Consider the following 23,175-nt stretch of genomic DNA (forward strand, 5'->3'; position numbering starts at 1 on the left):
TCAGTTCTGTCCCGCGAGCAGTCTAGTGCGCGCGTTTTCGGTCGCGGTCACGGTTTCGGCAGGGATGTAGTAATCCCGGTTGTAGTTGAAGGTATGGCCGATCGCGATAGCGATCATGGCGACGAAGGTGAGGATCGCCAGCCACCATATGTGCCAGACCATACCGAAGCCGAAGGCGACGCTGAAGGCGGCGAGGATTGCGCCCGTGCCGGTATTCTTCGGCATGTGGATCGGTATGTAGCCCTCCAGCGGACGCTTATGGCCGCGCCTCTTCATGTCGTACCAGCTGTCATGGTCGCGGACGATCGGCGTGAAGGCGAAGTTGTACTCCGGCGGAGGCGACGAGGTCGACCATTCCAGCGTACGGCCATCCCAGGGATCGCCGGTCAAATCGCGCAGCGACTCGCGCTTGCGGAAGCTGACGAAGAGCTGGATGAGGAACGAGGCGATGCCGATAGCGATGAGCACGGCGCCCAAAGCGGCGATCTGGAACCAGATCTGCAGCGACGGGTCGTCGAAATGGCTCATGCGACGCGTCACGCCCATCAGGCCCAGCACATAGAGCGGCATGAAGGCGACGAAGAAGCCGATCTGCCAGAACCAGAAGCTCATCTTGCCCCAGAACGGATCGAGCTTGAAGCCGAACGCCTTGGGGAACCAGTAGGTGATGCCTGCGAACATGCCGAACAGCACGCCGCCGATAATCACATTATGGAAGTGCGCGATCAGGAACAGCGAGTTGTGGAGCACGAAGTCGGCAGGCGGCACCGCGAGCATGACGCCGGTCATGCCACCTATGGTGAAAGTCACCATGAAGCCGACCGTCCATAGCATCGGCAATTCGTAACGGATCCGGCCCTTATACATGGTGAAGAGCCAGTTAAACATCTTCGCGCCCGTCGGGATCGAGATGATCATAGTGGTGATGCCGAAGAAGGCGTTGACCGAAGCGCCCGAGCCCATCGTGAAGAAGTGGTGCAGCCACACGATGTAGGAGAGGATCATGATCACGCAGGTTGCGTAGACCATCGAGGTGTAGCCGAACAGGCGCTTGGACGAGAAGGTCGAGACCACCTCGGAGAAAATGCCGAAGGCCGGCAGGACGAGGATGTAGACCTCTGGGTGTCCCCAGATCCAGATCAGGTTCACGTACATCATCGGGTTGCCGCCGAGATCATTCGTGAAGAAGTTGGTGCCGACATAGCGGTCGAGCGACAGGAGCGCGAGCACCGCGGTCAGCACCGGGAAGGAGGCGACGATCAGGATGTTGGTTATGAGCGAGGTCCAGGTGAAGATAGGCATCTTCATGAAAGTCATGCCCGGCGCGCGCATCTTGACGATGGTTGCGATCAGGTTGATGCCCGAGAGCGTCGTGCCGATGCCGGCCACCTGCAGGCCCCAGATATAATAATCCACCCCGACATCAGGACTGTACGCGATGCCCGACAGCGGCGGATAGGCCAGCCAGCCGGTCTTGGCGAACTCGCCGATGAACAGCGACAGCATGATGATGATCGCACCCGCCGTGGTCATCCAGAACGAGAAATTGTTGAGGAAGGGGAACGACACGTCGCGTGCGCCGATCTGCAGCGGCACGACATAGTTCATCAGGCCCGTGACGAGCGGCATCGCCACGAAGAAGATCATAATGACGCCATGGGCCGTGAAGATCTGATCGTAATGGTGCGGCGGCAGATAGCCTTCATTGGCGCCGAAGGAGATAGCCTGCTGGGCGCGCATCATGATGGCGTCGGCAAAGCCGCGCAAGAGCATAATCAGCCCGAGGATGATATACATGATGCCGATCTTCTTGTGATCGACACTGGTGATCCAGTCGCGCCAGAGCGTACCCCAGAACCGGTAATAGGTGATGAGGCCGAGCACGGCGAGGCCGCCGATCGCGACGCCGATGAACGTAAAGACCAGAATCGGTTCGTGATAGGGAATCGATTCCAGCGTTAACCGGCCGAAGATGAACTTCAGAAGGTCAGGATTGGAAAACATGCGTCTAAACCTTTACATGGCGGCACCCTCGGGCACCGCCAGTTGCATACAAGACTATCTGAGAACCGTACCGGTCGAAACCTGGCTCAGCTCTTCGCCCTTGGGCTGGCCGAAAGCCGGGTAGGCCGAGGTTTTTTGCGGCGGCAGCACCACGCTGCCCCCCGGCCCTGCGCCTTGCGGCGTGCACTGCGACAAGAGGAACGGCCGCGACTGGTTGCCTATGGCGCCCCATTTGCGCTCGCGGTCATAGGTGAGCCGCAACACGGTGTTGGCCGATTCCTTGCCGCCGCCGCCCTGGGCGTCGATCATCGCCATTTCCTCCATGCACATCTTCGAGGGGTCAACGCACATGTTGACGATCGCATTGAAGAGATCACTATCGACAGACGAATAATAGCGCACCGGCTCCTTCTCGCTCGGCAGTTCCAGCTTCTGGTAGTCGGCCCGTGTAAGGGCGGTTCCCTTCTCCTTCACCGAGGCGACCCAGGCGTCGAAACCAGCTTGATCACGGCCAAGGAACTTGAAGCGCATATGCGAGAATCCGGCGCCGCTGAAATTGGCGGAGAAGCCCTCATAATCGCCCGGCTTGTTGATGACCGCGTGCAGCTTCGTCTCCATGCCCGGCATGGCGTAGATCTGGCCCGCGAGCGCCGGAACATAGAAGGAGTTCATGACCGAGGAAGCGGTGATCTTGAACCGGATCGGCACATCGATCGGCGCGGCCATCTCATTCAGGCTGGCGATGCCATAATCGGGATAGATGAACAGCCATTTCCAGTCGAGCGCCACCACTTCCACTGTCAGCGGCTTGACGTCGGCGGCGATGGGCCGGCCCGGCGCGATCTCGTCGAGCGGGCGGTACGGGTCGAGCTTGTGGGTGCTCATCCAGGTGATCGCGCCCAGCGCGATGATGATCGCGAGCGGCGCCGACCAGATGATTACCTCGAGCCGGGTCGAATGGCTCCACTCCGGCTCATAGGCCGCGTCGCGGTTGGACTGACGGTACTTCCAGGCGAAGAACAGCGTCAGGAAAATGACGGGCACGATTATGATCAGCATCAATGCCGTCGAGATCAGAATCAGGTCTGCCTGCTGCCGGGCGATGTCGCCGGAAGGAGACATGACGACCCAATTGCAGCCGGACAAAGCTGCAGGCAGGATCAGGAAGGCGGCCAATCGTCCAAGAGTTTTTGGATGCATGGGCATCTCGCATGCTTGAATTTTAGTTTGTGACTCGGCGTGCAGTAATGGCAACGCCACCCTCGCGGAATGAGGCGGTTGGCCGCACTGCAACAATTTACCGCACCGCAGCAAACACTCCGATCATCGGCATTACTGGCAAGTGTGGCGATTCGAAGTTCACTTTCGAAAGTTCAGATCGAATTCCCGTGAACAGCGATTCACGGCATGCGATTCAAGAATTCTGTTTATTCTTGCCTGCAGATTTCAAACTTCCTCATTTTGCATCTCCATTCAATAGCTTCCCCAAGAAAATTAACGTAAATATCAGGTTAACACACTATAATGATGCGACCAGATACTATTCCGTCTTGCCCGCGGCTTTCGGGGAAAGATTCCTTGATCTGGATCAAAGTTTGTCCGACACTCGTTTTGAGGTGGAGACAAGGCAGGAGGAAATAGAATGAGCACGATTGCCAAACCCTGGTTCGAAGGCCCAACGTCCGCGAGCCTCGAAAGGGATGCCCGGCGTGTTAACAGCGGCAAGCCGGTTTCACCGGGAAGTATCGCCATCGGCGTGATAATTGCCCGCCTGTCCGAATTCTTCGACTTCTTCGTCTTCGGCCTTGGCTCGATTCTCGTCTTTCCGAAACTGATCTTCCCCTTTGCGCCCTCGCCGCTCGCGGCGCAGATGATGTCCTTCGCGCTCTTCTCGCTCGCCTTCCTGGCGCGACCCGTAGGCACTTTCGTGTTCACATGGATCGACCGGCATTACGGGCGCGGCACGAAGCTGACGATCGCGCTCTTTATCCTCGGCGGCTCGACTGCCTCCATTGCCTTCATGCCCGGCTATGAGACCATCGGCTATTGGGCCGTGGCGCTGCTGGCGCTGTTCCGGCTGGGCCAGGGTTTCGCGCTGGGCGGCGCGTGGGACGGGCTCGCCTCGCTGCTTAATATCAACGCGCCGAAGAACCAGCGCGGCTGGTATGCGATGATCCCGCAGATCGGCGCGCCCATCGGCTTCGCGCTGGCGAGCCTGCTCTTCTGGTATTTTTATTCCAATCTCTCGGAGCAGGATTTCCTCTCCTGGGGCTGGCGCTATCCTTTCTTCGTCGCCTTCGCCATAAATGTCGTCGCGCTCTTCGCCCGGCTGCGCATCGTCGCCAGCAAGGAGTTTGGGGTGGCGATGGAGGCCAAGGAGCTGGAAGCCCGCCCCATCTTCGAGATGCTGAGCAAGCATGCGGCCGATGTGGTGCTCGGCGCGTTCGTGCCGCTGGCGAGTTTTGCGATGTTCCATCTCGTCACGATCTTCCCCTTGAGCTGGGTGATGCTGCACGGCGGCCAGCCCATATCGAGGTTCCTCTGGGTGCAGGTGGCCGGTGCCATTGTCGGCATCGCCGGCATCGTGCTTTCCGGCCTCATCGCCGATCGCATCGGACGACGCAGCCAGCTGATGATCGGCGCCATCATCATCGGGATATTCTCGTTTTCCGCGCCCTTCCTTCTCGACGCCGGCAGCGCCGGTCAGGACGCCTTCATCCTCATCGGCTTCGGCATTCTCGGCCTTTCCTTCGGTCAGGCATCGGGCGCAGTCTCCTCGCGGTTCGGGCGCGTCTATCGCTATACGGGCGCCGCGCTTACCTCGGACCTCGCTTGGCTTTTGGGCGCGGGCTTCGCGCCGCTGGTGGCGCTCGGCCTCGCCAGCGGCTTCGGCATCATTTTCATCGGCGGCTATCTGATCTCAGGCGCGATCTGCACCCTGCTCGCCCTGAGCCTCAGCCGCATGCTCGACTACGGCACGGAGCCGGTGCGCCGCCAGCGGCGGTAACCGGCCTGCCTTTATAGGATGTGGCGCGCGCGTTCCCGCCGGATTGGCAATCGGCTTGACAATCACGCCGAAACGCACAAACTATCCTGCATGGTTAACACACGCGCCACATTCTTCCGGATGCACCCGATCGCGGAATCGTAGCCCCTGAGCTCGGCCATGCGCCCCGAGTTCGGGGGGCGTGACATCGCATTTCGCGCAAAGCCTCAATTCTTCGAGGCGTTGAACATTCCCATCATTCGACACGGCAAGGTTCGCGCTGGACGCGCAGCCATGCGTCATCCGGAGATTCAAGCCATGACCCAGCCCAAAAAGAGCGGACGCAAGCCCAGGATTATCGTCAGCGACGTCGACCACAAGCGCCTTACCATCCTCGCCGAAGATGCCTATGACCGCTTCCCCGAGGTCGCGGAGGAATTGCAGATGGAAATGGAACGAGCAAAGGTCGTCCCGGCTTCCGCTGTTCCTGCCGATGTGGTGCGGATGGGATCGACCGTCGAATTCCGCTCCGACAGCGCCCAGCAAAAGCGGGTGACGCTCGTTTTCCCCGGCGAGGCGGATATCGCGCAAAACCGTATTTCCATCCTGACGCCCATCGGCACCGCGCTGATCGGCCTTTCGGCTGGCCAATCGATCAGCTGGACGGCGCGTGGCGGCCGAAGATATGAGCTGACCGTCCTGCGTGTCGAGCAGCCCGACGCTGCCGAGAAAGAAGTGATGTAAACCGGCCAGCGGATATATCGATATCCGCTTAAGGCCGTTATTCTTACTCTATGAAAGTAATTCTATGTATTTTCTATATATTATGATTAAATATTTATAAATATTTTACTTTTGATTTGGATATTCATCGCAGTACATGAAATCAAGGTGGAAGAATATTCAGATGAAAAAACTTGCTTTTCCACTTCTTGCGGCCTCCGGCCTTCTGCTGTCTTTCGGGACGCGGAGCGATGCTGCGAGTTTCAGCTGCGGAAGCGCAAGTGCGCCCGACGCCCTCGCCATTTGCGCCGATGCCAGCCTCTCGCAGAAGGATCAGAAGCTCGACGACCTCTACAGGACCGTCGGCAGCCAGGTGGAAGGCAAGGCACGCGCGGAGTTGGCCGTCAGCCATTATGAATGGCTGCAGAAGCGGGCACAATGCAACAGTGACCCCAACTGCCTCGCGTCCGCTTATGACGAGCGCACCAAACAGCTTCAGACGCGCCTTGCCGCGGCCGGCGTCTCCAGCGAAATGACAGCCGCGACGAAGCCCGCTGTGTCGACGCTCGACACGTTCCGGCAGACCGCCCAATGCGGCAAGGACTGCAATCTTACAGGCGCGGATCTCCGTGGCATCGAGCCGGCCAAGACCGGCGATGACGGCAAGATGAACTGCACCGTCAATGGCGTGGCGAGCGGCGTCCTCGATGGCGCGCGGATCGACCATGCGAATTTCGTCAGCTGCAACACCAAATCCGAGTCAGCGCTCGACAGCATGAGCTGGGACGGGGCCAGCCTGAAAGACACGAATTTCACCGGCACCAATCTGGGCGGCAATTCCTTCAAGCGCGCGAACCTGACCGGGGCCAATCTGAGCGATGCAAATCTCTTCTGGGTGAACATGAGCGGCGCCGTCTTAAAGCGCGCCAATCTGACCGGCGCGCAAAGCACGCCCGATGCCATGAACGGCCTTTGCTCCAATTTCACCGGCACCGATTTTTCCGAAGCGAAGCTGAACAAGGCCAATCTGTGCGGCAGCTTCTACAACGCGAATTTTACCAAGGCGAACTTGCGAAACGCAAAGATCTACGGCCACGCTGAGGGCCTCTCCGACAAGGCCGCAGGGCAGAACGACGTCGGCCCTATTCCCTCCGATGCCGCCAAGGGAGCGTTCGGCGGCAAGATCGATCTGACCGGCGCAGATTTGCGCGGCGCGACATTGTTCACCGAAACCAAGCTGACGCGCCAAGGCTATCGCTTCGCCATCCTTTGCCGCACGAAAATGCCCGATGGCAAGATCTCAAACCGGGATTGCAAGAAATAGCGCGAAAGCGGTCCGCCGGGATTGTTCGTCCCGGCGGAAGCGGCTCGCACCGTTTTGCACGCAATGATTGCGGTCGGATAGATCAAGCCGCGGCAACCGCTCTGGCACGCCCAGTTTCCCTGAACACTTTCGCGCCGATGCTGCGTGCTTCATTCAGCCGGGGCGTCCAGTCGCCATTTTCAGGCGGCAGGAGCAGTTCCGATATGACCACCTGCGCGCCGCAATAATCGAAAATGCCCTGCTCGATCTGCGCCCTCATCGCGGCGAAATAGCCTCGGCGCGCATAGGTTCGCAGGTCCGCACCACCGATGGCGACGAGATGGACTTTCAGCCGCTGCAACTTCTTGACCACGCCCGTTTCGGGCGTGTCGTCATAGGCCCATCCGTTGGAGAACACGCGGTCGATCCAGCCTTTGAGCAGGCCGGGGAAAGACCACCAATAGACCGGATAGACAAGAACCAGGGCATCCGCCCGGTCCAAGCGCGCCTGCTCGGCGGCAACGTCGGATGGCGCCGGCGCCTGCCGCAGAAAGGCGGCGAAATCCTCCTGCGCGAACCGGGGATCGAACCCCTCCGCCGCCAGATCGGCCATCTCGGCGGTGTGCGAGCCCTCTGCGGTAATGCTGGCGGCGACCTCATTCGCGACCGCGTGCGTGAGGGAAGTTGTGTGAGGATGCGAGACGACGATAAGCGCATGCATGGCGCGTGCTCCTTTGCTGTTGCCGGATTGGCGTAATCGTTATATACTTTTAGTAAGTTACTTTTGGTATATAGAGATGTCAAGCAGCAAACAGGATGAAACGAGCCCCCGGCAGCGCCTCACCCGCGAGGAGCGCTATCGCCAATTGATTGCAGTTGCTTGGACCATCGTCGAGGAGGAAGGCACCGAGGCGCTGACGCTCGGCCGCCTCGCGGTGAAAGCGGGCGTGACGAAGCCTGTCGTCTACGATCATTTTCAGGACCGTAACGGCCTGCTGGCGGCGCTCTACCGCGAGTTCGACGCGCGGCAGAACGCGCTGATCGACGCGGCGATTGCCGGAAGCGCGGACACCCCCACGGTGCGGGCAAAAGTCATCGCCGATGCCTATGTGGACTGCGTGCTGGCGCAAGGGCGCGAGATACCTGATGTCATTGCCGCGCTGTCCGGCTCACCGGAGCTGGAGCGCGTCAAGCGCGAAGGTGAGAGCGCATTCCTCGCCAAATGCCGCAACGCCCTCGAGCCCGCCTCCCCTTACGGCCATGTCAGCCTCGCCGGCCTGCGGGCTATGCTTGGCGCGGCGGAAGCGCTGGCATCGGCTGCGGCGGCAAATGAAATGAGCGCCGAAGAGGCGAAACGGGAACTCCGCGACACGATTCTGGACATGCTGGCGCGGCAGAGCCGGGCTTAATTCGCCGCTTTCACCCCGGACGATGCGTGAGACAGCGGGAAACGCTGTCCCGCCAGCCCGCAATCGCGCCCTGCCGCTCTTCGTCTTGCATGGAGGGTTCAAAGCGGCGATCGCGCTGCCATCTTTCGGCAAAGCCTTTGCGGTCCGGCCATAGGCCTGCGCGGGAAGCGGCCAGCCAGGCGGCGCCAAGGACGGTTGTTTCCAGGAAAGTCGGGCGGTCGACCGGCGCGTTCAGAATGTCGGCGAGGCGCTGCATCGTCCAATCAGACGCGACCATGCCGCCATCGACGCGCAGCACGGTGCTGCCGTTTGCGCCCTTCCAGTCGCCGCGCATGGCTTCCAGAAGATCGAGCGTCTGAAACGCCACGCTTTCGAGCACCGCGCGGGCGAACTCGGCTTGGCCCGTCCGGCGGGTCAGGCCGAAAATGGCGCCGCGCGCCTCGGCATCCCAATGGGGCGCGCCGAGACCGGTAAAGGCGGGAACGAGATAGACGCGCTGGTTGGGGTCGGCCTTTTGCGCAAGTGCGCTCACTTCGGAGGCGGCGGAAATGAAGCCCAGCTCGTCGCGCAGCCATTGCACCGCAGCCCCGGCGATGAAAATCGAGCCTTCGAGGGCATAAGTCGTCACGCCGTCCAGGCGATAGGCAATGGTGATGATGAGCCGGTTGGAGGACGCGACGCGGTCCGTACCGGTGTTCAGAAGGGCGAAACAGCCGGTGCCGTAAGTGGATTTCATCATGCCCGGCTCGAAGCAGGCATTGCCGATGACAGCCGCCTGCTGGTCGCCCGCGACGCCAAGGATGGGGATCGGTACGCCGAACAAGGCGGGGTCAGTGACGCCGAAATCCGCCGCGCAGTCTTTCACTTCAGGCAGCATGGCGGCGGGAATCTTGAGGATATCAAGCAGTTCCGCATCCCACCGGTTCTCACCGATATTGTAGATCAATGTGCGGGAGGCATTCGTGGCGTCGGTTACATGCGCCTTGCCGCCGGTCAGCTTGTAGATCAGCCAGCTGTCGATGGTGCCAAAACAGACCTCGCCCTTTTCCGCGCGCTCGCGTAGGGAAGGCACATTGTCGAGCAGCCATGCCAGTTTCGTGCCGGAAAAATAGGGATCGAGAAGCAGGCCGGTCTTCTCCATGAAGACGGATTCGAGACCTTGGCGCTTCAATTCCTCGCAGAGCGGCGCCGTGCGGCGGTCCTGCCAGACGATGGCGCGGTGAAGCGGCTCTCCGCTGGCGCGGTCCCAGACGACGGTGGTCTCCCGCTGGTTCGTGATGCCGATCGCGGCGATATCGGCAGCTTCGACCCCGGCTTCGGCAAGCGCGGTGCGAATGGTCGAGCGGGCGCTTTCCCAAATCTCGTTCGCATCATGCTCGACCCATCCGGAAGCCGGAAAATGCTGGGTGAACTCCTGCTGCCCCTTCCCGGCAACATTCATATCGCCGTCGAACACCATCGACCGCGTGGACGTGGTGCCTTGATCGATCGCCAGGATATAACCGCTCATTCTCACTGCCCTTTACGGATAGCCGGGGCGGCCAGGCCGCCCCGGCATGGTAGACATTACTTCTGCCAGCTCTTGACCAGCTCGTCATAATTGACGGTGACCGGCTTTTCCTTTTCGTTCTCGATTTTCAGCTGCGGCGCAAGATTGCCCTTGGCGACCGCATCCTTGTTCCAATAGTCGAGATCGTGCTCCTCGGCGAGCTTCGGCCCGAAATCGCCTTGGACGCCGGCGCGCTCGAGGCGGGCGAGCACCTTTTCCTGCTCGGCGCAAAGCGAATCCATCGCCTCCTGCGCGGTCTTGGCGCCGGAGGCCGCATCGCCAATCGCCTGCCACCACAGCTGGGCGAGCTTCGGATAGTCAGGCACGTTCGTTCCGGTCGGCGACCATTGCACGCGAGCCGGGGAGCGGTAGAACTCGACCAGACCGCCGAGCTTCGGCGCGCGGTCGGTGAAGCTCTTGTGGTGGATGGAGGAGTCGCGGATGAGCGTCAGGCCGACATGGCTCTTCTTCACATCCACCGTCTTCGAGGTCACGAACTGCGCATAGAGCCAGGCAGCCTTGGCGCGGTCGTCAGGCGTGGATTTCAGAAGCGTCCACGCGCCCACATCCTGATAGCCGAGCTTCATGCCGTCCTTCCAGTAGACGCCATGCGGCGAAGGCGCGACGCGCCATTTCGGCGTGCCGTCTTCGTTCACGACAGGCAGGCCGGGCTTGGCCATGTCGGCGGTGAAGGCGGTGTACCAGAAGATCTGCTGGGCGATATTGCCCTGCGAGGGAACAGGGCCGGATTCGGAGAAGGTCATGCCCTGCGCTTCCGCCGGGGCGTAGGCCTTGATCCAGTCGAGATATTTCTGGATGGCGTAGACCGCCGCCGGTCCGTTGGTATCGCCGCCTCGCGCCACGCATGAGCCGACCGGGCGCGACTGGTCGTCGACCTTGATCCCCCATTCATCGACCGGGCGGCCGTTAGGCAGGCCCTTGTCGCCGTTGCCGGCCATGGAGAGCCAGGCATCGGTGAAGCGCCAGCCGAGCGACGGGTCCTTCTTGCCATAATCCATATGGCCGAACACCTTCTTGCCGTCGATCTCGCGGCCGGTGAAGAATTCGGCGATGTCCTCATAGGCCGACCAGTTGACCGGCACGCCGAGATCATAGCCATATTTGGCCTTGAAATCGGCCTTGTTCTTCTCGTCGTTGAACCAGTCATAGCGGAACCAGTAGAGGTTCGCGAATTGCTGGTCCGGGAGCTGGTAGACCTTACCATCAGGCGCGGTGGTGAATTTGATACCGATGAAATCATCCAAGTCCAGCATCGGATTGGTGACGTCCTTGCCTTCATTGGCCATGAAGTCGGTCAGATTACGCACCTGCTGGTAGCGCCAGTGGGTGCCGATCAGGTCGGAATCGTTGACCCAGCCGTCATAGAGGTTCTGGCCGGTCTGCATCTGGGTCTGGATTTTTTCGACCACATCCCCTTCCTGGATCAGATCGTGTGTCACCTTGATGCCGGTGATGGCGGAGAAGGCGGGAGCCAGCACCTTCGATTCATAGTCATGTGTGGTGAGGGATTCGGAAACCACCTTGATTTCCATCCCCTGGAACGGTTTCGCCGCATCGACGAACCATTGCATTTCCTTTTCCTGGTCGGCGCGGGGCAAGGACGAGAGATCACCGATCTCCTTGTCCAGAAACTGCTTCGCCTCCTCCATTCCGGCCAAGGCCGAGCCGGTCATTGCCAGCATGATCAATGCTGTCGTCGTCATAAGATGCCGTCGCATGGTTTTCCTCCCCAAGCTTGCGATTGCATTGACTTTCAAAATTCTGGGCGCGGTCCCCCGGCCCATTTCCTCTTCGGGGCGGAAAGCGCCGCCCCGAAATTCACACGAAGCGGAACACGCCGATGGCGTAGATCACGCAGAGGACAAGCGCCCACCACAGGTTCGGGCCGACCAGCCCGAGCCATGCAAGATTGATGAAGGCGCTGCCGAGCAGCGAGATGAACAGCCTATCGCCGCGCGTCGTCTCGAAACGTAAGATGCCGTTGCGCGGGGTCCCGCCGGGCGAGACATATTCCCACACGCACATGCCGATGAGCATGAGCGCGATGGCCTCGAAGAAGGCCACGGTCGCCCAAGTCCACGCCATCCATGAAAAATCGGGCAGATGTACCATGCTCATACTCTCCCCAGCGCGAAGCCCTTGGCGATGTAATTGCGGACGAACCAGATCACCAGCGCGCCCGGTATCAGCGTCAGCACGCCCGCGGCAGCAAGCAGGCCCCAATCCATGCCGGCGGCGGAGACCGTGCGCGTCATGGTGGCGGCGATGGGCTTTGCGTCTGTTGTCGTCAGCGTCCGCGCTATCAGCAGTTCCACCCATGAGAACATGAAGCAGAAGAAGGCGGCGACACCAATGCCGGAGGCGATGAGCGGCATGAATATCTTGACGAAGAATTTCGGAAATGAATAGCCGTCGATATAGGCGGTCTCGTCGATTTCCTTCGGCACGCCCGACATGAAACCTTCCAATATCCACACCGCCAGCGGCACGTTGAACAGGCAATGCGCCAGCGCGACGGCGATATGGGTGTCGATCAGGCCGAAGGCCGAGTAGAGCTGGAAGAACGGCAGGGCAAAAACGGCAGGCGGCGCCATGCGGTTGGTGAGCAGCCAGAAGAACAGATGCTTGTCGCCCAGGAACCGGTAGCGCGAAAAGGCATAGGCGGCGGGCAGCGCCACGGCCACCGAGATCACCATGTTGAGAACAACATAGATGATGGAGTTGATATAGCCCGAATACCAGGACGAATCCGTGAAGATAGCGTGGTAATTCCGCAAGGTAGGCTCATGCGGATAGAGCGTCATCGAACTAACGATTTCTTGGTTCGTCTTGAAGCTCATATTGATGAGCCAGTAGATCGGGATGAGCAGCAGCACGATATACACCGCCGGCACCAGCCAGCCGAACCGCCCCGTACGCTGGCTCTTCACCCGCTGACGGGCCGTTTCCCCCGACATGGCTGTTTCATTGACGATGGCGCTCATGTCACGCCTCCTGATCGTGGCTGGTCATGACGGTATAGAACACCCATGAGAGCAGCAGGATGATAAGGAAATAGATCAGCGACATCGCCGCAGCGGGGCCGAGATCGAATTGCCCGAGCGCCATCTTCACGAGATCGATCGACAGGAAGGTGGTCGAGTTGCCCGGCCCGCCCCCCGTGACCACGAAAGGCTCGGTATAGATCATGAAACTGTCCATGAAGCGCAGGAGTACGGCGATCAGCAGCACCCGCTTCATCTTCGGCAGCTGAATGTAGCGGAAGACGGATAGCCGCGATGCGCCGTCGATGCGGGCGGCTTGGTAATAGGCATCAGGAATCGAGACGAGGCTGGCATAGCAGAGCAGCACCACGAGGCTCGTCCAATGCCAGACGTCCATGAGGATGATGGTCACCCACGCATCGAAGGGATCGTTGACATAATTATAGTCGAGGCCGAGCCGGTTGGCGTAATAGCCGAGAAGGCCGATGTCGCTGCGCCCGAAAACCTGCCAGATGGTGCCCACTACATTCCACGGGATGAGCAGCGGCAGCGCCATGGCGACGAGGCAGACCGGCACCCAGAAACCCTTCTTCGGCATATTGAGCGCGATGAAGATACCGAGCGGCACCTCAATGGCGAGAATGATGAAGGAGAAGACGAGATTGCGTCCGAGCGCGTCCCAGAAGCGGGACGAATGGAGGATCTGCTCGAACCAGTCGGTCCCCGCCCAGAAGAACTGGTTGTTCCCGAACGTATCCTGAACCGAATAGTTGACCACGGTCATCAGCGGGATGACGGCGGAAAAAGCCACCAGCAACAGCACCGGCAGCACCATGAACCACGCTTTGTTGTTCCAGCTCTTTTCCATGGCCTATCCCTCCATCCCCACGCGCCAGGAATCGGCGAAAATGCCGATGGCCTTGGGGTCGAACAGCACCCGCGGCTCGGCGGGGATCTCCCCATCCTCTTCCACGACCACGGCAAGCTTCTGCCCCTCGAAACCGGCCCGCACGATGCGGTAGCGCCCGATATCCTCGACCTTCTCAATGCGCACAGGTAGCCCCTCGCGTCCCAGCCTGACGAATTCCGGCCGGATGCCGAGCTCGATCCGCTTAGCACTGCCGATGCGCGGCGCGCCCGGCAGCAGGATGGATTGGCTGCCGACCTGCGCAGTAGCACCCTCGATCCGCGCGGGCATCAGGTTCATGCCGGGCGAGCCGATGAAATAGCCGACAAACGTGTGGCTCGGCCGCTCGAACAGCTCCACCGGCGTGCCGATCTGCACGATCTCGCCATCATGCATCACCACCACCTTGTCGGCGAAGGTAAGCGCCTCGGTCTGGTCATGGGTGACATAAACCATGGTGAAGCCCGACTGGCGATGGAGGCGCTTCAATTGCGAACGCAGCACCCATTTCATATGCGGGTCGATCACCGTCAGCGGCTCGTCGAAGAGGATCGCGTTGACATTGGCGCGCACCAGCCCGCGGCCGAGCGAAATCTTCTGCTTTTGATCGGCTGTCAATCCCCGCGCCCGCCGCCCGGCGATGGCCGACAGGTCCGTCATGCGCAGGATTTCATTGACGCGCTGTTCCACTTCCGGCTCCGGCATGCGGCGGTTGCGCAAGGGGAAGGCGAGATTGTCGAACACCGTCATCGTGTCGTAGACGACGGGGAACTGAAACACCTGCGCGATATTGCGCTCCTCGGTCGAAAGCGCGGTCACGTCGCGCCCGTCGAAGAGAATGCGCCCCTCGGTCGGCTGCAGCAGGCCGGAAATGATGTTGAGCAAGGTGGTCTTGCCGCAGCCGGACGGGCCGAGCAGCGCATAGGCGCTGCCATCCTCCCATTCATGGTCGACCAGCTTCAGCGCATAGTCGCCCCTGGCCCTGGCGTCAGCGCTATAGGCGTGACGGATATGATCCAGCGTGATGCGCGCCATCCCCTCTCCTCCTCCTATGCCTGTCCACCGGCGGCACGGCCGGTTTCATCGAACGCCATTAGATGCCGCGTATCGAGATAGATTTCGATTTCCCGGTCCGGCTCGATGTCCCGCACGCCATGCGTCAGCATCACCCAGCGCTCGCCCTCGTAATCGAGATGGATGAAGCTCTCCGACCCCGCGATTTCCGAAATGAGCGTGCGCGCCCTCAGCGGGACGGCCGCATGGTCCGTCGCCTCGAGCCGCAGATGGTGGGGCTGGAACGCGATGGTGAGCGGCCCGTCGCTGATGTCAGCCAGTTGCTCCGGCACGGCGATAACGGCGCGGTCGGCACGCAGTAAGGACTTGCCCGCCTTCACCATGCGCGCCGTGTTGAGCGGCGGATCGGCAAAGGTGCGGGCCGTAATGAGATCGCGCGGGCGGCGGTAGACATCGATGGTCGGGCCATATTGCGTCACGCGCCCTTCGCAGAGGGTCGCGGTGTTGCCGCCCAGAAGCAGCGCTTCCGAAGGCTCAGTCGTGGCATAGACGAAGATCGCTCCGGATTCGGCGAAGATGCGCGGCAGTTCCTCGCGCAATTCCTCGCGTAGCTTGTAATCGAGATTGGCGAGCGGCTCGTCGAGCAGCACCAGATCGGCCCGCTTGAGGATGGCGCGGGCGATGGCGGTGCGCTGCTGCTGTCCGCCGGAGAGTTCCTGCGGCGTGCGGGTGAGATAAGGCGTGAGCTTCAGAAGATCGGCGGCTTTGCGGACCTCGCGGTCGATCTCGTCCGAAGGCCTGCCCGCGACGCGCATGGGCGAGGCGATATTCTCATAAACGGTTAGTGAGGGGTAATTGATGAATTGCTGGTACACCATCGCGACATTGCGCTTCTGCACGGGCGTGGCCGTTACATCGCGCCCATCGAAGAGGACCGTGCCCTCGCTCGGCCGGTCCAGCCCCGCCATCAGCCGCATGAGCGACGTTTTGCCCGACAGCGTCGGCCCGAGCAGGATGTTGAGGCTGCCGCGCGGCAGGACCAGATCGGTGGGACGAATGTGATAAGCACCCCCCACCTTTTTGGCGATGTTTCGCAATTCAAGCATGTGTCCCGAGGCCTCCTCCCAACCGTCGGAATAATTCGGTTACAGCGTTATGAGCTGCCCTCTTCCAGATATGTCTGCAGCGCCTCGGCCTCTCCGCCTGTCAGAAACAGTCCCTGCTTGGTCCGCCGCCAGAGAATATCCTCCGCGGTCCGCGCCCATTCCTGGTCGAGAAGCCAGCCCACCTCTGCTTCGTAGAGCGTACCGCCGAAATGGCGGCCCAATCCAGCCGGATCTTTCGCATCTCCCAAGACATGAAAGGCCAGCGTGCCGTAGCAATGCGTGAGCCGCACCGCATGGCCGCGCGCGAGAAACGGATAGGCGGCGATCAGTTTATCCACCTGGCGGTCGAACTCGGTGACGCCGAAATCCCCGCCCGGCAGATGTGAGGCCGCCGTCCACGGCGCGCCCTTCGCGCCGATGGCCTCAGCCACCTTCTCCAGCGCATGTTCGGCAAGGCGGCGATAGGTGGTAAGCTTGCCGCCGAATACATTCAGGAGCGGAGGCTGTTCTTCGAGCTTCAGGATATAGTCGCGCGTGGCTTCCTGCGCTTTCGACGCGCCGTCGTCATAGAGCGGGCGAACGCCGGAATAGGACCAGACGATGTCCTCAGACGTCACCGGCTCGATGAAATATTCGCTCGCAGCACTGCAGAGATAGGCGATTTCTTCCGGGGTGATCTTCGCCTTGGCCGGATCGCCGAGATAATCGCGGTCTGTCGTGCCGATCAGCGTGAAATCAGTCTCGTAGGGGATGGCGAAGATAATCCGCCCGTCCGGGTTCTGGAAGAAATAAGCCCTGGGATCGCTGAACTTCTTGCGAACGATGATATGGCTGCCCTGCACCAGCCGGACATTGTGAACATTGTTCCGCCCCAGCGCACTGGAAAGCACGGTGTCGACCCATGGCCCGGCGGCGTTGACGAGCATGCGCGCGCTGTGAACAACGACGGCGCCCGTCGTCGCATCGCGTGTTTCGATATGCCAGAGCCCACCCTCCGCCCGCGCGGCGACGACTTGCGTGCGCGGCATGATCAGCGCGCCACGATCCGCCGCATCGCGGGCGTTGAGCACCACGAGGCGGGCGTCGTCGACCCAGCCATCGGAATATTCGAACGCTTTGGAAAAAAGCGGCTTCAGCGGCTTCCCGGCCGGGTCGTGCCGCAGATCGACCGTCGAAGTCGCCGGAAGCAGCTTTCGCCCGCCGAGATGGTCATAAAGAAAAAGCCCAAGCCGGATCAGCCAGGCGGGGCGCACGCCGTCATGCTGGAACGGCAGAACAAAACGCAAAGGCCAGATGATGTGCGGCGCCATCGCCCACAGCACCTCGCGCTCCATCAGCGCCTCGCGCACCAGCCGGAACTCGTAATGCTCGAGATAGCGCAGGCCGCCATGGATAAGCTTGGTAGCCGCCGAGGATGTGCCGGAGCCGAGATCGCTCATCTCCGCCAGCGCGACGGAATAGCCCCGCCCCGCCGCGTCGCGCGCGATGCCGCAGCCATTGATGCCGCCGCCGATCACAAAGAGGTCGTGAACGCCCTCGCTCGACATATTCCCCTCGTCCCGCAACCGTCCCGGGTCGCGCAATTCGAAACTGAATTCATATCAGACGAAAATAAAAGGAATGTCAAACGAAGATATTTGCGACAATCATGAAATTCAGATGTTGGGCACGGTTTCCACAAGGCGCACGTCATTGGCCTCGCATATGGTGCGGATATGCTGGGACGGACAGATGTCGGTGATGAAGGTGTTGATCTGCGATAGATGTCCGATGCGGACCGGCGCGGTTCGCTTGAACTTGCCGGAGTCGGAAACCAGAATGACATGCCGCGCATTGGCGATGATCGCCTGCGCCACCTTGACCTCGCGATAGTCGAAATCGAGCAGCGCGCCGTCTTCATCGATGGCGGAAACGCCGATGACGGCGAAATCCACCTTGAACTGGCGAATGAAATCCACGGCCGCCTCACCGACGATACCGCCATCGCTGTGGCGCACAACGCCGCCGGCGATTACAACCTCTATGGCAGAAAACAGGCGCAGCCTGTTGGCAACATTGATATTATTGGTGATGACCATCAGATCGCGATGTCCGGTCAAGGCCTCGCCAACGGCCTCGGTCGTGGTGCCGATATTGATGAAAAGCGAAGACCCGTTCGGAATGAGATTCGCCGCCTTCCGGCCGATCTCCTGCTTCTCCTGCGCGGCAATCGCCCGGCGCTGCTCATACTCGACATTCTCATTGCCACGCGGAAACAGCGCCCCGCCATGAATGCGCGTCAGGACCCGCAGCTCGCATAGATCATTGATATCCTTGCGGATCGTCTGCGGCGTCACCGCGAATTTGGCGGCAAGCTCCTCTACCAGAACCCGGCCTTCCGCCTTGGCGAGCGCGACGATGTCTGTCTGACGTGATGAGAGATGCATGGCCCCTTCCGCATTTTCATTTGACGCTCATTTTACGGGGAAACGAAAGGCAGGCAAGTGCATGTCTTGCGGAAGGGACGCGGGAACTGCCGCATATGCTTGTCAGAAGAATCCATGCCTCTATGGCGACGTTTCCACGACAATAAAGAATATATGGCCGTTCTATACGAGTCTAAAAATGTCCGCACCGAGTCAACAACACGGCGCTTTTCAGGCAATCAGAACGCATAGGAATAGCTGACGCCCACCCCCGTCGCCCAATCGCCATCGGCGGTGGCGTTGAAGGTCGCGCCTTTCGTCTCGCTTTGCGAGCCGGAGGTGAGGTAGGAAACGGAAACGCCGAGGCCGAGCGTGCCGAATTCCCCCTTATATTCTCCGCCGAGCCCGACAGTCCAGGTGTCGGTGGTGATATCCGCCCCGCTTCCGACGCCCTGATCCCAGGTCAGGTTGACGGTGCCGGAGAGTTGCTTGGTGAACTCATGGCCGACGCCGAGCTGGATCGTATAGCCGTCCTTGTAATTGAAGATCTTGATATTCTCGATGAGGCCCTCCACGTCATAGCGGAAGTGCGGCAGGACGCTCCAGTCCGTCCATGTAACGGAGCCATAGACCAGCCAGCCGGGCGCAATGCCGCTCTGGGCGGAGAGCTTGACCGATTGCGGCAGGATGCCGCCGCCGACCGAGGGGAACTGGCCGATTATGCCATATCCGCCTGCGAGTTCCGACGCGGTGAAGATGCCTTCCGCGTCATGCTTGACCTGCGAGCGGTACAGCACCTGAAAGCGCATCGCATATTCGGGAATGTCGTAGGCCGCGCCGAGGCGATAGCCGAACCCGCCGTCATCCTCCAGATGAATGGAGCCGAACCAGGTGTCTTCATCATATTCAAAGGTCTCGTAGAACACCCCGCCGATGAGATGCAGACCGCCGCGCCCGGCATCGAAGCGCACGGCGCAGGTGGCGCCATATTCGTCGGTGGAGAAGCTCAGCTTGGTCGTCGGGTTGATGAGCGGCAGCCCCTGTCCCATGGCTGTTTCGGCCTCCGCGTTCTGCGCCCCTTCGCCATAGGTCGCATCGGTGCCGAAAGGCTGCGTATAGGTGAGCGCGCAGGTAACCGGCGACGCGCCAAGCTTCGCCTTGAGCGCGACGCTCGGCACCCAGAAGGAATCCGAATAGGCACCGTCTGAGGCATCGCGGCCATTGAGGGTGGCATAGGTGCGGCGCGGCGCGACATAGATCGCGCTGGAGCGGAAACCGTAATTGCCTTCCATGAAGAGAATGTCCGTATCGGCCTCGCCCCGGCTGAACCCGCCTGCGGAAGCGGCATCAATGCCAAGCGCCAACGCGCCAGCCAGCATCGCAAGCGCGAACGGCGCTTTGCCTCGAATCTTCGTGGTCATTTTGTCCCCTTTATATGCGGTTCCGCTCTTGCGGATGTTCCGCCGGCGGTCCCTTGAAAGACTCCTCAATCTCTCGAAGGAGACGATATGTGGGAGCGCAATTCCGGCAAGGGAAAATGGGGACACATTGGTGTCATATGCGGCCACTTCTTACCCTCCCCCTTGCGGGGAGGGTCGGCGCGGAGCGCCGGGGTGGGGGTGGTGACGTTTGCGCGTTTGTTGGAGACGATGACGCAAACGTCACCACCCCCATCCGCCCGCTAACGCGGGCACCTTCCCCGCAAGGGGGAAGGAAAGAACTGCTCACCCCCGCATCATGAACCGCGCCAGCATTTTCGCGATGCGGCCATAAGGTGGCATGGCGAGGCGGGCGGGGTTAAAAAGCCGGACCTTTGCAATGCCGCGTGCGTGAGAAAAACGCTTGAAGCCTTCATGCCCGTGATAGGCGCCCATGCCGCTCAGACCAACACCGCCGAAGGGCAGATCGTTCTGCGCGATGTGGAGCAATGTTCCGTTTACGGTGACATTGCCTGATATCGTGTTGTGGAGGGTCATCTCCTCCGTGCCCTTGTCGCAGGTGAAGAGATAAAGCGCCAGCGGGCGGGGCCGCGCGCGCACGAATTTGAGCGCGGCGTCGAATTCATCATAGGGAATGAGCGGGAGCACCGGCCCGAAGATTTCCTCCTGCATCAAGAGGCAATCGGCGGGCGGATTGAGGACGACAGTCGGCAGTATATGGAAACCCTTGGGGGGCAATGCGATATCGGCGGCGAGAACCTTGACACCGCGCGCGCGGCACTCCTTGATGCCATTGAGGAGCCGGCCATGCGCACGCTCGCCGACGAGGCTGGAATAGTCTTTCCGCCCGCCCTTCAGCGGATAGAAGGCTTCGGCCTGGGCGATGAAGGCTTGGGCGAAGGCGTCGAGCCTGCTTCTTTCCACCAGCACATAATCGGGCGCGATGCAGGTCTGTCCGGCATTCATCAGCTTGCCGAAGGCGATATCCCGCGCGGCCTCCGCCACCGCATAGTCCGGCGCGATGATGGCAGGCGATTTGCCGCCGAGCTCCAGCGTCAGCGGCGTCAGGTTCGGCGCAGCTGCCTCCATCACCTTGCGCGCGACCGCCGTCGAGCCTGTGAAGACGAGATGGTCGAAAGGCAGGGCCGCGAAGGCTTGCGCCACCTCCACCCCGCCCTCCGTCACCGCCACCTCGTCGGGCTGGAAATACCGCCCGACAAGGCCAGCGAGCAGGGCGGATGTTTCCGGCGTCAGTTCGGACGGCTTGATCATCGCCCGGTTGCCTGCCGCAAGCACATCGATGAGCGGCCCCAGCGCCAGCAAAAGCGGATAATTCCACGGCACCATGATGCCGATGACGCCGAGCGGCTGATATTGCACCCGGTTCGAAAACGTCAGAAATTCGAGCGACCGGCCCCGGCGCTCAGGCTTCATCCATTTGCGCAAATGGGCCCGCGCATGCCGGAGCGCGCCCATCAGCGGCGCGATTTCCAGCTGGATCGTCTCGTGATGCGACCGGTGGCCGAAATCCCGCGACACCGCCTCGCACAGCGCCGCCTGGTTCTCCCTAAGCAATCTGCCGATGCGGTCGAGCCGGTCGCGCCGCGCCGCGAAGGACGGATAGACATCGGCCTCGAAAGCGTCGCGCTGGCGCTGCAGTAGGGTGGCCAAATTTGTGCCGGGCAAAGGGGTCACTCCGCTGTTCTGGCCACCTCTACCATCCCAAGGCTGCGATGCAGATGACCGAAAATCATCATGCCGCAGATTGCCGCAATGCCAAGCGGTAACAGGCACACCCAGGCAAAAATACCGCCGCCTTCCGCCGCGAAGACCGGCCCGGCAATGGCCGTTCCGACCGTCGCGCCGATAATGGCGATAACCAGCGTACGCGACATCAGCGATCCGTCCGGGTCGTTTTCCGTGAGGACGCCGGTGACGAAGGGCGTCACGACATAAAAGCCGATATTGACGAACACCTGCGAGACGACGAAGACGAGCGGCGTCATCCGGTTGAACAGGAACCAGATCGACAGCGCCATGATGAGGAAGCCCGCGAGCACGGCGGGCAGCCTTTTTGCCTTATCGCGCGTCAAGGAAGGCACCGCCGCGCCAACAAACCCTGCTAGCGAGGAGACGGCAAGATAGAAGCCGACCTCGCCATTCGTGAGCCCGACCCGTTCGCCGACATAGCCGCACACCGCCCATTGCGCCGCCTGCACCGCATAGACGAGGAAGACGACCATCATCGCCAGCAGCATCCGGCCGCCGTCGAGCCGCGCATGGGGGCTGGCTGTCACGAGCAGGGGCGTTTGTCTCTTGATAAAGAAGAGAAGCGGGGCCATCAGGACGGCAAAGGCGGCGATCATCAGGAAGACCGGCGCGCTCGCCTCGCGTTGCGGCATCAGCGACACGACGAACAGGAGCACGCCCATAGTCGTCCCGCCGATGAGGCAGAGCGCGCCCCATAGCCGCTCGGCATTGGCGCGTGAGGCAAGACTCATCGAGACGAGGCTGAACAGCGCGCCTTCGCCAAGGCCGGTGACGAAGCGGGCAGCCGACAGCGCGGCGGGTGCTTGCAGAAGGAAACTGACCGCCTCCCCAGCCGCTACCGCGGCAAGACCGCCCAATGCCACCCGTCTCCAGGACTTGAGCGCGAGCTTGGGCAGGAACAGCCCGTAAAGCGCGATGCCGGCCAGTTCCGCGCTGGCAACGAGCGTTGCGAGGCCTTCATCATAGCCGCCGAGCTTGCTCACCGACAGCACGACGACGGGCATGACCATCGTGCCGTTGAGCGCGACCGCATAAGCGGCGCTCAAGCCGAGTATCCATAAAAACATCGCCGTTCCCCGAATTTTTTAATCGCCAAGATTAGGGCGTTTAACTTTTTGATGGAAATGGTCGCATATTCTTCCTCGTTGCGGCAGTACGGCCCTTGAGGCATGGATTCCTGTGACAAGCACAGGAATGACGGCTGCTTTGTTGTCGCGGCCATTCTTCAACCTCTCCGCTTGGCAAGAACGGTCCTTAATAGCGCAGAAAATCTCCGCCCGTCATTCCTGTGCTTGTCACAGGAATCCATTCCTCTTCCGCTCCGCTGCAGCAACGGTGCCAAATGGTATCCAAGTGATCCATCAAACATAAACCACTCTAGAAGGACGGTTCTTCTGGGCCAAGAGCAATTGGCGGCCTCTATCGTGTCAAATCCGGCCAATCCATTCATACAATGCGGCGCCTGTATTTGACGGTTGCCAGAGGCGAGGCTTTGTATTTTCATGGCAGAAAACAAGCGGCTGCCTCACTTCGGGCCGCGGGACGAAAGGGAACG

Annotated in this window: 20 protein-coding genes; 5 read left to right on the forward strand and 15 right to left on the reverse strand. The window is 60.9% G+C overall.

What is annotated here, in order from left to right:
- On the reverse strand, positions 1 to 2,004 hold the full coding sequence (cyoB, locus tag ACOWVG_RS14495; protein ID WP_420962953.1) for a cytochrome o ubiquinol oxidase subunit I: 2,004 nt from the start codon (positions 2,002 to 2,004) through the stop codon (positions 1 to 3).
- A 54-nt stretch (positions 2,005 to 2,058) separates the two neighbouring features.
- Positions 2,059 to 3,210 carry a ubiquinol oxidase subunit II gene (gene cyoA / locus ACOWVG_RS14500; RefSeq protein ID WP_420962954.1) on the reverse strand — a complete coding sequence of 384 codons (1,152 nt, stop codon included), beginning with the start codon at positions 3,208 to 3,210 and terminating at the stop codon, positions 2,059 to 2,061.
- A 41-nt stretch (positions 3,211 to 3,251) separates the two neighbouring features.
- On the opposite strand from cyoA, the gene ACOWVG_RS14505 reads away from it, so the two are divergent.
- The 4 genes from ACOWVG_RS14505 to ACOWVG_RS14520 all read left to right on the forward strand — a co-directional run bounded on the left by ACOWVG_RS14505 (position 3,252) and on the right by ACOWVG_RS14520 (position 7,037).
- On the forward strand, positions 3,252 to 3,650 hold the full coding sequence (locus ACOWVG_RS14505; protein WP_420962955.1) for a hypothetical protein: 399 nt from the start codon (positions 3,252 to 3,254) through the stop codon (positions 3,648 to 3,650).
- The gene (locus ACOWVG_RS14510) at positions 3,647 to 5,011 is read left to right on the forward strand and encodes an MFS transporter (protein ID WP_420962956.1); all 1,365 of its coding nucleotides are present in this window, start codon (positions 3,647 to 3,649) and stop codon (positions 5,009 to 5,011) included. Before ACOWVG_RS14505 ends, ACOWVG_RS14510 begins: the two co-directional genes overlap by 4 nt.
- A 297-nt stretch (positions 5,012 to 5,308) precedes the next feature.
- Entirely contained in the window at positions 5,309 to 5,734 is a 426-nt protein-coding gene (gene rnk / locus ACOWVG_RS14515; RefSeq protein WP_420962957.1) for a nucleoside diphosphate kinase regulator, read from the forward strand.
- 163 nt (positions 5,735 to 5,897) lie between these two features.
- The gene (locus ACOWVG_RS14520; RefSeq protein WP_420962958.1) at positions 5,898 to 7,037 is read left to right on the forward strand and encodes a pentapeptide repeat-containing protein; all 1,140 of its coding nucleotides are present in this window, start codon (positions 5,898 to 5,900) and stop codon (positions 7,035 to 7,037) included.
- Between the two features lie 82 nt (positions 7,038 to 7,119).
- On the opposite strand, the gene ACOWVG_RS14525 is transcribed toward ACOWVG_RS14520, so the two are convergent.
- Positions 7,120 to 7,737 carry an NAD(P)H-dependent oxidoreductase gene (locus tag ACOWVG_RS14525; protein ID WP_420962959.1) on the reverse strand — a complete coding sequence of 206 codons (618 nt, stop codon included), beginning with the start codon at positions 7,735 to 7,737 and terminating at the stop codon, positions 7,120 to 7,122.
- Positions 7,738 to 7,813: 76 nt separating this feature from the next.
- Here ACOWVG_RS14525 and ACOWVG_RS14530 point away from each other — a divergent pair, with 76 nt between their 5' ends.
- Positions 7,814 to 8,425 (forward strand): TetR/AcrR family transcriptional regulator, encoded by a 612-nt coding sequence (locus ACOWVG_RS14530; protein ID WP_420962960.1) that lies wholly within the window; start codon positions 7,814 to 7,816, stop codon positions 8,423 to 8,425.
- Positions 8,426 to 8,435: 10 nt separating this feature from the next.
- Here ACOWVG_RS14530 and glpK read toward each other — a convergent pair whose 3' ends face one another.
- From glpK to ACOWVG_RS14590, 12 genes are all read right to left on the reverse strand, one after another.
- Entirely contained in the window at positions 8,436 to 9,935 is a 1,500-nt protein-coding gene (gene glpK / locus ACOWVG_RS14535; protein ID WP_420962961.1) for a glycerol kinase GlpK, read from the reverse strand.
- A gap of 56 nt (positions 9,936 to 9,991) precedes the next feature.
- A complete protein-coding gene (locus ACOWVG_RS14540; RefSeq protein WP_420962962.1) occupies positions 9,992 to 11,713 on the reverse strand; it encodes an ABC transporter substrate-binding protein in 1,722 nt (573 codons plus the stop codon).
- Between the two features lie 100 nt (positions 11,714 to 11,813).
- Complete coding sequence (locus ACOWVG_RS14545; protein WP_420962963.1) at positions 11,814 to 12,107, reverse strand: DUF2160 domain-containing protein; 294 nt, start codon at positions 12,105 to 12,107, stop codon at positions 11,814 to 11,816.
- Positions 12,108 to 12,109: 2 nt separating this feature from the next.
- On the reverse strand, positions 12,110 to 12,952 hold the full coding sequence (locus tag ACOWVG_RS14550) for a carbohydrate ABC transporter permease (RefSeq protein ID WP_420963105.1): 843 nt from the start codon (positions 12,950 to 12,952) through the stop codon (positions 12,110 to 12,112).
- A 28-nt stretch (positions 12,953 to 12,980) separates the two neighbouring features.
- The gene (locus ACOWVG_RS14555; RefSeq protein WP_420962964.1) at positions 12,981 to 13,847 is read right to left on the reverse strand and encodes a carbohydrate ABC transporter permease; all 867 of its coding nucleotides are present in this window, start codon (positions 13,845 to 13,847) and stop codon (positions 12,981 to 12,983) included.
- Between the two features lie 3 nt (positions 13,848 to 13,850).
- Positions 13,851 to 14,921 carry an ABC transporter ATP-binding protein gene (locus ACOWVG_RS14560; protein ID WP_420962965.1) on the reverse strand — a complete coding sequence of 357 codons (1,071 nt, stop codon included), beginning with the start codon at positions 14,919 to 14,921 and terminating at the stop codon, positions 13,851 to 13,853.
- A 14-nt stretch (positions 14,922 to 14,935) separates the two neighbouring features.
- Positions 14,936 to 16,006: an ABC transporter ATP-binding protein gene (locus tag ACOWVG_RS14565; protein WP_420962966.1), complete on the reverse strand. Its 1,071-nt coding sequence runs from the start codon at positions 16,004 to 16,006 to the stop codon at positions 14,936 to 14,938.
- 47 nt (positions 16,007 to 16,053) lie between these two features.
- A complete protein-coding gene (gene glpD / locus ACOWVG_RS14570; protein WP_420962967.1) occupies positions 16,054 to 17,553 on the reverse strand; it encodes a glycerol-3-phosphate dehydrogenase in 1,500 nt (499 codons plus the stop codon).
- Positions 17,554 to 17,661: 108 nt separating this feature from the next.
- Positions 17,662 to 18,432 carry a DeoR/GlpR family DNA-binding transcription regulator gene (locus tag ACOWVG_RS14575; RefSeq protein WP_420962968.1) on the reverse strand — a complete coding sequence of 257 codons (771 nt, stop codon included), beginning with the start codon at positions 18,430 to 18,432 and terminating at the stop codon, positions 17,662 to 17,664.
- A 218-nt stretch (positions 18,433 to 18,650) separates the two neighbouring features.
- The gene (locus ACOWVG_RS14580; RefSeq protein WP_420962969.1) at positions 18,651 to 19,832 is read right to left on the reverse strand and encodes an OmpP1/FadL family transporter; all 1,182 of its coding nucleotides are present in this window, start codon (positions 19,830 to 19,832) and stop codon (positions 18,651 to 18,653) included.
- A gap of 303 nt (positions 19,833 to 20,135) precedes the next feature.
- Positions 20,136 to 21,521 (reverse strand): coniferyl aldehyde dehydrogenase, encoded by a 1,386-nt coding sequence (locus tag ACOWVG_RS14585; protein ID WP_420962970.1) that lies wholly within the window; start codon positions 21,519 to 21,521, stop codon positions 20,136 to 20,138.
- Between the two features lie 20 nt (positions 21,522 to 21,541).
- Positions 21,542 to 22,687, reverse strand: coding sequence for an MFS transporter (locus tag ACOWVG_RS14590; RefSeq protein WP_420962971.1), 1,146 nt, complete (start codon positions 22,685 to 22,687; stop codon positions 21,542 to 21,544).
- Positions 22,688 to 23,175: the final 488 nt, after the last annotated feature.

This window comes from Brucella sp. IR073 (assembly GCF_049065735.1).
Lineage (GTDB): Bacteria > Pseudomonadota > Alphaproteobacteria > Rhizobiales > Rhizobiaceae > Paramesorhizobium.